The sequence below is a fragment of the Rhizobium sp. PL01 genome (assembly GCF_033447125.1).
Classification (GTDB): Bacteria; Pseudomonadota; Alphaproteobacteria; order Rhizobiales; family Rhizobiaceae; genus Pararhizobium.
The window spans coordinates 16,930-29,017 of record NZ_JAWQUM010000011.1 but is presented as its reverse complement, the minus strand read 5'-3'; the positions used below and the strand labels follow the sequence as shown (position 1 = coordinate 29,017).

Annotated in this window: 9 protein-coding genes and 3 pseudogenes; 2 read left to right on the top strand and 10 right to left on the bottom strand. The window is 57.9% G+C overall.

Annotation, left to right across the window (positions count from 1 at the left end; translation table 11 throughout):
* Nucleotides 1–23: 23 nt before the first annotated feature.
* The 6 genes from R6X40_RS23530 to R6X40_RS23505 all read right to left on the bottom strand — a co-directional run bounded on the left by R6X40_RS23530 (nucleotide 24) and on the right by R6X40_RS23505 (nucleotide 5,816).
* Nucleotides 24–845 carry a carbohydrate ABC transporter permease gene (locus tag R6X40_RS23530; protein WP_412178453.1) on the bottom strand — a complete coding sequence of 274 codons (822 nt, stop codon included), beginning with the start codon at nucleotides 843–845 and terminating at the stop codon, nucleotides 24–26.
* An 8-nt stretch (nucleotides 846–853) separates the two neighbouring features.
* A complete protein-coding gene (locus R6X40_RS23525; protein ID WP_318416561.1) occupies nucleotides 854–1,753 on the bottom strand; it encodes a sugar ABC transporter permease in 900 nt (299 codons plus the stop codon).
* The gene (locus R6X40_RS23520; protein ID WP_318416559.1) at nucleotides 1,750–2,736 is read right to left on the bottom strand and encodes an ROK family protein; all 987 of its coding nucleotides are present in this window, start codon (nucleotides 2,734–2,736) and stop codon (nucleotides 1,750–1,752) included. The genes R6X40_RS23525 and R6X40_RS23520 overlap by 4 nt, the downstream gene beginning before the upstream one ends.
* Nucleotides 2,733–3,527: a 6-phosphogluconolactonase gene (locus tag R6X40_RS23515; protein ID WP_318416557.1), complete on the bottom strand. Its 795-nt coding sequence runs from the start codon at nucleotides 3,525–3,527 to the stop codon at nucleotides 2,733–2,735. The genes R6X40_RS23520 and R6X40_RS23515 overlap by 4 nt, the downstream gene beginning before the upstream one ends.
* A 63-nt stretch (nucleotides 3,528–3,590) precedes the next feature.
* On the bottom strand, nucleotides 3,591–4,463 hold the full coding sequence (locus R6X40_RS23510; RefSeq protein ID WP_318416556.1) for a sugar phosphate isomerase/epimerase: 873 nt from the start codon (nucleotides 4,461–4,463) through the stop codon (nucleotides 3,591–3,593).
* Between the two features lie 75 nt (nucleotides 4,464–4,538).
* Entirely contained in the window at nucleotides 4,539–5,816 is a 1,278-nt protein-coding gene (locus tag R6X40_RS23505; RefSeq protein ID WP_318416554.1) for an ABC transporter substrate-binding protein, read from the bottom strand.
* A gap of 200 nt (nucleotides 5,817–6,016) precedes the next feature.
* On the opposite strand from R6X40_RS23505, the gene R6X40_RS23500 reads away from it, so the two are divergent.
* A complete protein-coding gene (locus R6X40_RS23500) occupies nucleotides 6,017–7,105 on the top strand; it encodes a Gfo/Idh/MocA family oxidoreductase (RefSeq protein ID WP_318416552.1) in 1,089 nt (362 codons plus the stop codon).
* Between the two features lie 550 nt (nucleotides 7,106–7,655).
* Here the strand turns inward: R6X40_RS23500 and R6X40_RS23495 are convergent.
* Nucleotides 7,656–7,991, bottom strand: a pseudogene (locus tag R6X40_RS23495) (cupin domain-containing protein).
* Nucleotides 7,992–8,025: 34 nt separating this feature from the next.
* Nucleotides 8,026–8,256, bottom strand: a pseudogene (locus tag R6X40_RS23490) (SDR family oxidoreductase); the annotation flags it as partial.
* 75 nt (nucleotides 8,257–8,331) lie between these two features.
* Here R6X40_RS23490 and R6X40_RS23485 point away from each other — a divergent pair.
* Nucleotides 8,332–9,321, top strand: a pseudogene (locus tag R6X40_RS23485) (IS5 family transposase).
* 67 nt (nucleotides 9,322–9,388) lie between these two features.
* Here the strand turns inward: R6X40_RS23485 and R6X40_RS23480 are convergent.
* Nucleotides 9,389–10,009, bottom strand: a complete 621-nt coding sequence (locus tag R6X40_RS23480; protein ID WP_318416551.1) for a response regulator transcription factor — start codon at nucleotides 10,007–10,009, stop codon at nucleotides 9,389–9,391.
* The gene (locus R6X40_RS23475; RefSeq protein WP_318416550.1) at nucleotides 10,002–11,900 is read right to left on the bottom strand and encodes a PAS domain S-box protein; all 1,899 of its coding nucleotides are present in this window, start codon (nucleotides 11,898–11,900) and stop codon (nucleotides 10,002–10,004) included. The genes R6X40_RS23480 and R6X40_RS23475 overlap by 8 nt, the downstream gene beginning before the upstream one ends.
* Between the last annotated feature and the right edge of the window lie 188 nt (nucleotides 11,901–12,088).

Below are 12,088 nucleotides of genomic sequence, written 5' to 3'. Positions count from 1 at the left end.
TCTTTCTTTGGTAGCAAAGGTCATCATTTGACGGCGCCTGCAGTAAGGCCGGAGACGATGCGGCGCTGGAAGATCAGCACGAGCAGGATCAACGGTACGGTGACGATGACGGAGGCCGCCATGATTGTGCCGAACGGCAACTCAAATCGGCTCGAGCCGGAAATCAGCGCCAGTCCGACCGGAACTGTGCGGACCGTATCGCTGAGTGTGAAGGTAAGGGCGAAGAGGAATTCATTCCATGAGGCGATGAACGCAAGAAGGCCGGTACTGGCCAATGCCGGAGCCAGAAGCGGAAAGTAGATCTGCCAGATCATCGCCCAGGTGGTGCAGCCGTCCATGCGCGCAGCATCTTCGAGCTCGCTGGGGATCTGCCGGATGAAACTGGTCATCACCCAGACCGTGAAGGGCAGGCTGAAGATCATGTAGGACAGGACAAGGCTGCCGAGGCTGTTATAGAGCCCGAGCCAGCGGATGGTGCCGAACAGGCCGGAAAGCACGACGATCTGCGGAAACATCGAGGCGCCGAGAATGCCGGCTAGTACAATGCCACGGCCGCGGAACTTCATTTTTCCAAGCGCATAGGCCGACGTGATGGCGAAGATCAGCGACAGCGTCACGACGCTGACCGCGACAATCGCCGAGTTCAGGATATTGCGCAGGAAATTGCCGTTGGAGAGCAGGTCGCGGTAGTTGGTGAGGTCGATAGGCGGAAAGAAATCGACGGAGAACAGCGCTGAGCCGGATTTGAACGACGAGACGATCGCCCAGTAGAACGGGAAGATCGTGTAGAACACCACGACGATCTTGAGCAGGGTCAGCGCGATGGTTTTGGCAAGGCGTTTCATCGGCATGTTCACTCTCCGATCAGTCTGATCTTGGTCACCTGCACGTAGACGGCAGCGACCAGAGAAATCATCAGGAAGACCAGCATCGCCACCGCCGAGCCGTAGCCGACATCCTGGAAGTCGACCAATTGTTGACGGGCATAGATCGAGATCGTCGCGGTCTCACGGCTCTTCGAACTGAGAACATAGGCGAGGTCGAACATGCGAACGGCATCCAGCAGGCGGAAGAGGATCGCAACGGCAAGCGTCGGCCAGAGCAGCGGCAGGGTAATGTAAAAGAACTGTGCCCAGCTCGGTGCGCCATCAACCTTGGCCGCTTCATAAAGGTCGCGTGGTATTATCTGCAGGCCAGCGAGGATGAGCAGAACCATGAAGGGCGTCGTCTGCCAAACATCGACGGCGATGATTGCAGCCATCGCGGTGCCGGCCCCGGCTGTCCAGGCGATGCCATGGCTGATAAAGCCGAGCTTGATCAAAAGCGCGTTCACAACACCATACTGGTCATGCAGCATCCATTGCCACATCTGCGCCGACACGACGGTCGGGATGGCCCATGGGATTAGCATGACGGCACGCAGCGCCCCGCGTCCCTTGATCTGGCTGTCGATTAGGAGAGCGATGGCGACGCCGGCCAATGTTTCGAGGGTGACCGAAATGACGGCGAAGAATGCTGTGTTGCGCACGGCATGCCACCAGTCACCATCTTTCATCAGTGCCAGGTAATTGCCGAAACCGATGAAACGCGGCAGATCGTCGGCTTCAAGCGACGCGTGCATGAAGGAGAGATAGGCTGTGCGCGCGAGCGGCCAAGCGGTGACCGTTGCCAGCACGATCAGCATCGGTGCCAGTAGCAGCCACGGTTCGATACGTTTTACCCAGCTGGATTGAGGTGCCGTCTGCGCCATCATGCCCCGACCTTGATTGTTTGCCGGCGATTGCCGGGTGGTTTTGCGAGAGCGGCGCCAACGACACCTGCACCTTCGCCAAGTGCTGCAAGCTTGAGCGGAATCGATTGGCAGTGTTTCGCCCAGATGTTCTCGCGCATGTGTTGTTCTAGCTTTTCCCGATAGCGCCCGGTCGAGCAGCCGAGCCCGCCGCCGAGAACCACCGCCTCGGGGTCGATCATGTTGATCATCTGCGCCAGCAACCGCCCGGTCACTTCTGCAGCCTCATCGAGAATGCGTGTGCTGAGAGGATCACCTTTGCTGCTCATAACTTCGAGCGTGCGCACGCCGTCCTCCAGAGGCTCCCCCGCACGGCGGGCAAAGCAGCGTTGCATGCCTTTGCCCGACGCAAAATCCTCGGCATTGGCAATCGTCAGCCCGGTATCGTCTTCCTTTGGAAGCGCAAGCTCGGAGCTGGCGAAGTGAATGGCAAAACCATTGGCGCCGGACCATGGCCGGCCGTTGATGACGAGCGAATAGCTGATACCTGTGCCGAGCGACACGTAGACGAAACTCTGATGAGAACGGCCGGTTCCGAAACGGGCTTCGGCATGGGCGGCGGCGCGCACATCGCTGTCGGCCATCGTGGGAATGCCAAGCAGTTTTTCAACATCCGCGCCGATGGTCTCGATCGAGAAATTCCAGTCACTGCAGACGCGGCCTTCGAGATCGACCAGTTCGGGCACGGCAATTCCGACCGAAAGGGGAAACCGGCCCTCTGCCTTGGCGAGCGCGATGATCTCCGCAGCGATCTCCGCAACATCGCGGATGATTGCCGCAGGGCCCTCGGAAACGAGTGTTGGCCGCCGCCGGAAATGGGTCATCGCGCCCGACTGGATATCGACCAGACCGGCGGCAATCTTGGTGCCACCGAGATCGATGCCGACGCGATAATCGCCGCTTTCCATCACTGCCGCTGCCGGTTGTGTTTTGCCGGCGCCTGTCATGCCTCAGCCGCCGCCGCAGTATCAAGCAGGATACGAACCCGCTTGCAGTGATGAATGATGGTGGCTGGCCATTCCGGATCGAAGCCATCGCTCTGCGTCAGGCGATTGGCAGCACCCTGCTTGTGGGCACCGTGGATGACCATGGCAACGGCTTTGGACAGATTGGCGATCGTGCCGAGACCGACAGTCAGTCCGTGATGCGGCACCGCGTCCAGCGACGGAAAATCGGGGAAAGTGCCGAGATTGTCGCGGCGCGTTTCTTCTGCGAGTTTGACGATGCAGCTTGGCCCATCGGCCGGGCTTCCCGGCGGGTTGAAGGCGACGTGGCCATCTGTCGCGCCGGACGCGAGAATGAACAGGTCGACACCACCTGCCGCCTTGATACGGTCATCATAAGCACCGGGATTTTCCGCATCCGGAAACCAGACATGCTCCTTCGCCACCTGATGTGCGGGCTCGATACCGGCGTTCAGCCGCTGGCGAATATCGTGTTCGGCGAACCGGCGGCAGCTGTTATGCGCCTCGGGCGGGCAAAGGCCCAAACCGTCCTCGCCGCCGCCGAGATATTCGTCCATCATCACCAGAACGAGATTGGAAAGGTCGAAATTGCCGGCAGCGGCCTTGTCCGCCATCGCATCATAGACCGGCTTCGGCGATCGTCCGCTCGGGCAGCCCAGCAAATATTGTTTGCCATCGGTGCGCGCGGCAGCAATAGCGGCCAGGATATCGACGGCAAGCACGTCGCCGATATCGGCCGGTGTGTTCAGGATTTCAGCGGAATGCGCGGGCAAGTCAATTCTCCAGTCGGATCGAGTGCGGCCAGCAGTCACAACCGCTGGCCATGCGGCTCGGCCTTAAAGGCCGAGCGTCTTCAGGTAGTCACGATTGTGCTTGGCGATCGGATAGGGCTTTTCCGGCGGGCAGGGATACATGTCCTGCTCGACTACGGCGAAACCATCATAGTTGCGGGCTTCGAGGAACTTCACCACCTCGGCGAAATCGATGGCGCCCTTGTCCAGTTCGCACATGACGCCCATCTGGAACGCGTCCATGAACGAGATGTTCTCGTCGGTGATGCGCTGGCGCAGTGCGCCGTCCATGTTCTTGAAATGATAATAGGGAATGCGGTCGGCATGCCGGGCCATGAAGGCGAGGGGATCGGCGCCGGTATAAATATGGTGTCCAAGGTCGAAGCAGAGCCCGACATGGTCCGGGCGTGTATCGGCCAGCAACCGTTCGATCTCGGCTTCGGTTTCAATGCAGGTGCCGACATGCGGATGGAAGACGAATTTCATCCCGTAGTCTTCGACGACATGCTTGGCGGTCGTGCTGACAATGGCGATCATCTGTCCCCACGCCTTGTCGTCGAGCAAACGATCACCCGGTGCTGCATAGGATTCAGATTCGTCCATCAGCACGAACCATTCGGCACCGGCAGCCTTCAGTAAGCCGCAGATCGGCCCGACGCGGGCGGCAAGGGTTTCAGCGGAGTCAGCAAGCGACAGGGGATGCACGACGCCCGTGCCGCAGAGCTTGATGTCGCGGCGGCCAAGTTCTGACAAAAGCGTTGCTGGATCTGTCGGAAGGTAACCCCAGGGGCCAAGCTCGGTGTAGCCATAGCCGGCCTTCTGCACTTCATCGAGATAGCGTTCCCATCCGACCTGCTTTTCGTCTTTCGGATACCAGACGCCCCAGGAATCCGGTGCTGTCGCAACTTTGATCGTCATTGTCTTGTTACCTTGCATTTGGGATAGGCGGTTCGCACCGCCCTCCGGCAGTGCGAACCTTGTTTTCGAGGGGAGTTACCAGCCGCCGCGCGACTTCAGCCCGTCAAGCTTGGAGGCCAGATCGTCGATAGCCGCATCGGCTGCCGAAGGGTTGGCGAGGCCAGAGTGGAGATTGTTGGAAATTTCTGTCGATACGCGCGGGTAATCGCTGCCGGTAACGCTGGTCGGCCGGGTTACGACGTTCTCGAAAGCTGCTTTCGCGGTTGTCAGGAACGGAATGGCCTTCAGGATATCCGCGTCAGAAAACAGCGACGATACACTCGGAATGTAAGAGCCGGCCAAAGCCCGGCGCTTTTCTTCCTTTTCACCGGCGAGATAGGCAACCAGTGCTGCGGCTTCCTTCGGATGGGCCGAATATTTCGACACGCCGAGATAGGCGGCACCGTCGATGCCAACATGCTGGCCGCTTGCGCCCTTCGGCAGCGGCGCCACGCCGACCTTGTCCTTGATGGCGCTGTCGGCGCCGTTGGCCAGCGACCAGGCGTAGGCCCAGTTGCGCATGAACACCGCATCACCGTTCTGGAAGACGCCGCGCGAGCCTTCCTCGTCATAGTTTAGAACGCCTTCCGGAGAGATAGTGCCGATCCAACCGGCTGCCGTCTTCAGCATATCCTTGGCTTCGGGCGAAGCAATGGTGATCTTGCCTTCCGCATCGATGAAGGTGCCAGCACCGCTGCTTGCAAACCATTCTGTGGCGTTGCAGACGAGGCCCTCATAGGCCCGGCCCTGCCAGACATAACCCCACATCTTTTCGTTGCCGGCTTTACGCTCACCATCCTGCACAAGCTGCGCTGTGGTCGTGAGATCGGCCCAGGTTTCCGGAACCTTGGCGCCGTACTTGTCGAGCAGGTCCTTGCGGTAGAACAGCAGTCCGGTATCCATGTACCAGGGCATGGCAACGAATTTGCCGCCGACCGTACCGGCGGCCACTGCCGACGGGAAATACTTGTCGACGGTGCCTGCAGGCATGGCTTCCGCCAGATCGAGAAGGTGGCTTTTCAGCGGACCGACCCAGACGCCATCGAGGATCATCACGTCCACATCGGTCGACTGCGCTGACAGGAGCTGCTGATAGAGCGACAGGACGTCGTCCCAGTTTGCCGGCATGGTGGTGATCTTCACCTCGTTGCCGCTTTCCTTGCCCCAGGCCTCGGAGCCTTCCTTGCACAATTGCAGTTCGATGCCCGAGGAAGAGCAGAAGATGTTGATGGTTTCGGCCTGCGAGACGGCCGGATAGGCGGCCGATAGCCCGAGGGCGGCGATACTGAATGCGACGGCTTTGCGGATGGACATGCTTTACTCCCCTTTTATTAAATCCAAATTATGGATCATAATATCGAGAAGTTTCCGTCTGTAAATGGAAAATTTCGGTTTACGACATGAAAAATCGAATGTTCATTCCATTTTCACGCTTGAGCAAGGGATCGGCTTCCGGTATTTAAATTCACGACCAGAATTTAATTCGCGCAGAAAGCGCTATACAGGAGTGGATTATGCGATTGAGAGTTGGCCTGGTTGGGCTCGGAGAAGTGGCTCAGCTGATGCACATTCCAACGCTGCACAAATTGCAGCAGCAATTCGAGTTGGCCGCGGTGCATGATGTTTCGCCTTCGGTTCTGGCTGAAGTCGCCGATCACTGGAAGATCGCCAAGCGCTACGACACGGCAGCCGCGTTGTTTGCCGATCCGGATATTGATGCCGTCCTGATCCTCAGCCCCGACCAGCACCATGGCGAGCAGGCAAGGGCAGCGATCGCAGCCGGGAAACATGTCTTCATCGAAAAGCCGGCCTGCCTGACAGCGGCTGATCTGGAAACGCTAGTAGCAGCCGAGGCCGCTTCCGACCGCGTCGTCATGGTCGGCTATATGCGCCGCTTTGCACCGGCCTTCATTGCGGCGAAGCAGGAACTGGAAAACTTCGGCCCCATCTCTTACGTCCGCGTCCGCGACGTGATCTGCGAGGGTCCATGGTTCTTCAACCAGACGGACAAGGTCGTCACGCCCAAGGGGGATATTCCGGCTGCACTGATCGACGAGAGCCGGGCGCTGCGCAAGGAGATGATGGATGCGATGTGCGGTGCCGACGCACCTGCGATCGTCAAGCGTGGCTATGAAGTCATGACCGGGCTTTGCTCGCATTCGCTGTCGGCCATGCGCGATCTTCTGGGTGGCTCGCCCAAGCGGGTAATCGGAGCGCAGTTGTCGCAGAATGGCGAACAGCTCACTGCCATGTTCGACTATGGTAGCTTCACCGCCATCTACGAATGCCTGATTGACGATATCGCCCGTTTTGATGCCGGCATCGAGGTCCTGTCGAAGACCAAACGCTTGCAGTTCCGCTACAACACGCCCTATCTGCGCAATCTGCCGATGACGCTGGAAGTGCAGGAAAGCACCGCCGACAGCAATGTCGTCCGGACGCTCGGGCCGTTCCATAGCGACGCGTTCCGGATCGAACTCGAAGCCTTCCACGACACGATCTTCAATGGTGCGGCGAACCGCACACCACCGTCTGACTCAAGAGAAGACATCGAGCTTTTCTCCAAGATCCTGACCGTTGCCAAAACGACGCTTGCTTTGTAAGGCGCTGAAGTATCTTCCGCCGCTGACAGCTCAAAATACGGCCAGCGGCGGACATGGAGATTGGTAAGTTCGTCGCAAGCGAGCGGGCGTACCGTTTCAATGAGACGAGCTGGCCGATCCCGTCGAACTCGCGTGGCTCGTCGGGATATCAATGTTCCCCAACGACGATCGCTCCTCGGTTATTTCGAAAGCGCATTGCGCGCTGCGCGATTTCAGTCGGTGGACATATCAGACTTTACGATTTGGCTGGATGTCAGTTCTTGCATTCGAGGTCGGCCGGAATACTTCAAGTGTTTCTGGTGCTACGATTTGTCGAAGATCGCACCTACCATGGAAGGAAAGCCGGCACGTTCTCGACGAATGCTTCGCGTTTACGCCGCTGTGATCGGCGAGTTCACGCGAGATCGCATCGCCATTGGGTTCGAGACAAAGCTGGAAGCTTTCGATATCATGGCTTCGTATCTAGCCAGGGAGAGCTCTCGTAGCGAGATAAACCAAGACAATCGCCTGACACCCTTTTGCCCACTGCGGCCTCTTTGCGATCCGCGTATCACGCCAGGAAATCGGCTCGCTGTGGGGTGAAATTGTCTATCAGGCGCCCGGCTTCGAGCGCTTTGACTCCGTGGACTAGACCTGACGGCACGATGAAAGCATCGCCGGTGGAAAGCACCTCCGTAATGCCATTGATGGTCACCTCGAAATGCCCCTCGGCTATGAAGCTTGACTACACATGCGGGTGCGAATGCAGAGCACCCTGTGCGCCCTTCTCAAACTTAAACTCCACCAGCATCAGCTCATCCGTATGGACAAGTACACGGCGAAGATTACCGTCAGCAGTCTGCACCCAGTTTTCGCCACCGGCGAACGTGAAGCATTTCGTCGTCATTGCGTATCCCGTTTTTGTGTCGTGGTTTCCCGCGTCAACGTGCGAGCCAGCCGCCGTCGACCGGTATCGTTGCCGCATGCAGGTAACGCGAGGCATCCGCCAGCAGGAAAACTGCGGTACCACCGATATCATCCGGTTCGCCCCAGCGCCCCGCGGGAATACGGGCGAGGATCGCGGCATTGCGCTCTTCGTCGGAGTGAAGTTCGGTCGTGTTGTTGGAAAGGATATAGCCCGGCGCAATTGCGTTGACGTTGATCCTCTTACCAGGGCGTTGGTGCACGGATCATTCAGCGATCGCGGTGTAGGCGGGCTGCAATCTCAATAGCCGGTTGCCGCAGCCATGCCTTTCAAACACAATTCTTCCCGCCGCCATCGTATCGGCAAGATGACATTCAAGGTGACGAACTGGCCTGAATATGAGGCGGGGCTACGCGAACGCGGCAGCCTGACCCTATGGCTTACGCCGGAAGCGCTTGTTGGTTGGGCTGCGCCACGACGCAAGACGCGCGGCGGTCAGCCGCGCTATTCCGATCTCGCGATTGAGACCGCCTTGACGCTGGGCCTGGTGTTCGGTCTACGACTGCGCCAGGCCGAAGGCCTGCTGGGATCGCTGCTGCAATTGATGGGGCTGACGCTCGCCGTCCCGGATCATACCACGCTCAGCCGACGGGCGCAGACGTGGCGATCACCCAACAGCCGGTTTGATCGGCAGGGACCACCGCGCGGGCCGGTGCATGTTCTTGTCGATAGCAGCGCTCTTAAGATCTATGGCGCGGGTCAGTGGCTGGAGGAAAAACATGGCGCCAAAACCCGTAGCGGTTGGCGCAGGTTGCATCTGGCGCTGGATGCCGATAGTGGCGAGATCATCGCCCACACGATGACCGACCAGGATACGGGGGATGCCTCGCAGGTGGGCCCACTTCTCGATCAGATCGACGGTCCAGTCGGACGGTTCACCGCCGATGGCGCCTATGATGGAAGCCCACCTACGACGCGATCATCGGCCACAGCGCCGATGCTGCCATCGTCATTCCGCCACGCGTCAACGCGATCGAACTGAACGAAGATCAACCGCCCGGCCAAAGGGATCAGCATATTGCGGCAAATCATCAGAGACGGCCGGATGAAATGGCAAGCCTCCACCGGTTACGGCCGGCGCGCGTTGGTAGAGACCGCCATCGGCCGATACAAGTCCACCATCGGGCAGCGTCTGCGGGCTCGGTCGTCTCACGCTCAGCAGACGGAAGTCGCCGTCGGCTGCGCCATCCTCAACCGCATGCTTGCCTCCGCACGCCCAAAATCCGTTCGCCGCAAGCCAAAGGTAGCATAGCTTACGTCATCAAAGATCGACATCCGCGATCCTTCCGATCCGTGCACCAACGCCCTTAGCTAGTGCTTTAAGACAGACCACCAACTATTTTGACCAGATCAGCGACTGATGTCGCCTTCATCTTCCGCATCATATGACCCCTGTGAAGTTTCACGGTCGGCTCCGCGAGTTGCAGTTCAGCGGCAATCTGTTTGTTTAGCTTGCCGGCGACGACCAGGGTCAGGATCTGGCGTTCACGTTCGGTAAGCGATGTATATCTTAACTGGGCCGCAGTCTTCGAGGTCCTTTCCTCTCGGCGAGCTGCATCATTGGCAATTGCGCGGTTTACGGCTTCCAGTAGATCCTGTTCACGGACTGGTTTAGTCAGGACATCAATGGCACCAGCCTTCATTGCCCGCACGGCCATGGGCACATCGACGTGAGCGCTTATTAGGACGACAGACCTGGGCAGGTCGCTTTGAGCCAACGCTTCCTGAAACTCAAGCCCGCTTTGTCCAGGAAGGCGGATGTCGAGGACGATGCATCCCGCTTTTTCGGGATCGTCTGCGGCGATAAACTCCTTCACGGAGCCGTGTGTCTCCGCGCTAAGTCCCACAGACTCAAATAGTCCCTTTAGAGCTTCGCGGACACTGTGATCATCATCGATGACGATAACCGTGGGGCGCCTGTTCTTTCTGTCATCAATCAACGGCTGTCTCCTCGAAGCTGGACAGCGTGAAGGTGAATGACGCGCCCCTGGGGTGGTTGTTCGTAGCCCAGATTCGGCCGCCATGCGCTTCGACGATAGATCGGCAGATCGAAAGCCCCATCCCTATTCCATCCACTTTCGTCGTGTAGAACGCCTCGAAAATATGGTCGAGCTGATCTGACGCTATTCCTTGTCCCGTGTCGGACACGCTGATTTCGATATTGCGATCCTTATTGCGCGCACACCTGACAGTAACGACTGCCGCTTCATCAGGATGCATGGCTTCAGTGCTGTTCATTATGAGATTGAGAAGCACCTGCTGCAGCTGGGTACGATCACCCAGAACGAAGAGGGCATCGGGAGGCGTATGCGTGGCGACCTGCATCCCTCGTGAGTGCAACTCTTTCCGCAATAGGAACAAGACATCATGTAGCACCGTGTTGATGTCGGTTCTCTCCATCCGCACTGGAGATCGTTGAGCCATGGCGCGAATACTGGCGACAATCTCGCCTGCACGGTGCCCGTCGTGCACAACTCGCTCTGCGGCTGATCGGGCCAGTTCAAGGTCTTTATGCCCGTCCTGCAGCCAGCGAAGGCAGGTTCCCGCATTGGTCACGATTGCCATAAGTGGCTGATTGATCTCATGAGCTATCGAAACAGCCAATTCGCCGATTGTGGTTAACCGGGTAACATGAGCGAGGTCGCTTTGACTCCGGTGAAGGGATTCTTCAGCTCGTTTTCGATCTTCGATGTCTACCACAACGCCATACCACCGCACGACATTCCCATCCGCATCCAGAAGGGGATTTTGCCGCAAGTTGAACCACCGATATTCGCCATTGGAACTTCTGATCCGTGCGTCTACTGGCCGAGGTTGTTTGGTAACGATGATCTCGTCCCAAGTCTCCCGCATTCTTTCCGTGTCCTCCTCGTGGAACATCTTATAGAAGCCAAATCCAACGAGGTCTTTAAAAGGCAGGCCGACGTAATCGGTGAGGTTGCGATTGAAGTAGTCAAGACGCCCGTCCGGAGTGCAAGACCAAGCCATGGCCGGGATCGTGTTAAGGACAAGGCTGAGCCGTCTTTCGCTTTCCTTCAACGCAGCTTCACCTTCTCGAAGCGAGTTCTCTGCTGATTGAAGATCCTCAATGTCAATATTTACCCCAAACCAGCGCTCTTCGCCTTTGGCGTCAGTGAGCTTCCGACCCGAGAAATAAAACCACCGGTAATTGCCATCTGCGCCGCGAATGCGCCCTTTCAGCTGGGTATTGTCCGAATGCTGAAGATCTCTCTTCCAGATCTCAACCATCTCTGGGATGTCATCCGGGTGATAGAGGTCCAAGAAGCCCCAATCTAGGATCCGCTCAGCTGGTAGCCCGGCATAATCCAGCCAGCTTTTGTTGACAAAGTCCGCGCTGCCATCGGGTCGCGCCGACCAGACGAGGACCGGAAGCGAGTCGATGATGAGCCGGAGATTGTGCTCGCTCGCTGCAAGCGCGGCCTCAGTCTCCTTGAGCGCATTTTCAGCTTGCTTTCGATCCTCGATATCAAGAACAACGCCGTACCATCTGATGACGATTCCTTCCGGATCGTGCCGGGGCTTTTGCCGAAGACTACACCACCGAAACTCGCCGTCCGCGCGTCTTAGCCGCCCCTCGACTTCCTTGGCGGTCTTGGAAGTCATGATGTTCCGCCACTCAGTGCCGAGATTATCAAGATCGTCAGGGTGGAAGAGACGGTAAAAATTTTCGCCAGCAATATCAGCAAGTGGGAGGCCGACGTATTCGAGGAAATGCTGATTGGCGAAATCCAGCATTCCGTCCGATGTTGTAGACCAAGCCATTGCCGGGATCATGTCAATGATCTCGTCAGTGTGTGTTTGGTATTCCAATTCGATCCCCCGGCTGCTCGTAACGCTGGCGCGAGGCTGAGAATACGCTGTTCCGTGAATTCAGGTTAGCTGAGATTTATATACGAAGGTCTACTGTTGCAGTCCCTTCGTCTAGTCCGCAGAGATCATGATCTCAATTGAGAACTGGCCTCGTCAGCCCTACAAATGTCCGCCAAGGAAGTGGGGCG

Bases quoted from the DNA above. Each gene is read 5' to 3' on its own strand.
- R6X40_RS23510 (WP_318416556.1), bottom strand. From the start codon at position 4,463: ATGACGATCAAAGTTGCGACAGCACCGGATTCCTGGGGCGTCTGGTAT.
- R6X40_RS23520 (WP_318416559.1), bottom strand. From the start codon at position 2,736: ATGACAGGCGCCGGCAAAACACAACCGGCAGCGGCAGTGATGGAAAGC.
- R6X40_RS23525 (WP_318416561.1), bottom strand. From the start codon at position 1,753: ATGATGGCGCAGACGGCACCTCAATCCAGCTGGGTAAAACGTATCGAA.
- R6X40_RS23530 (WP_412178453.1), bottom strand. From the start codon at position 845: ATGAAACGCCTTGCCAAAACCATCGCGCTGACCCTGCTCAAGATCGTC.
- R6X40_RS23505 (WP_318416554.1), bottom strand. From the start codon at position 5,816: ATGTCCATCCGCAAAGCCGTCGCATTCAGTATCGCCGCCCTCGGGCTA.
- R6X40_RS23500 (WP_318416552.1), top strand. From the start codon at position 6,017: ATGCGATTGAGAGTTGGCCTGGTTGGGCTCGGAGAAGTGGCTCAGCTG.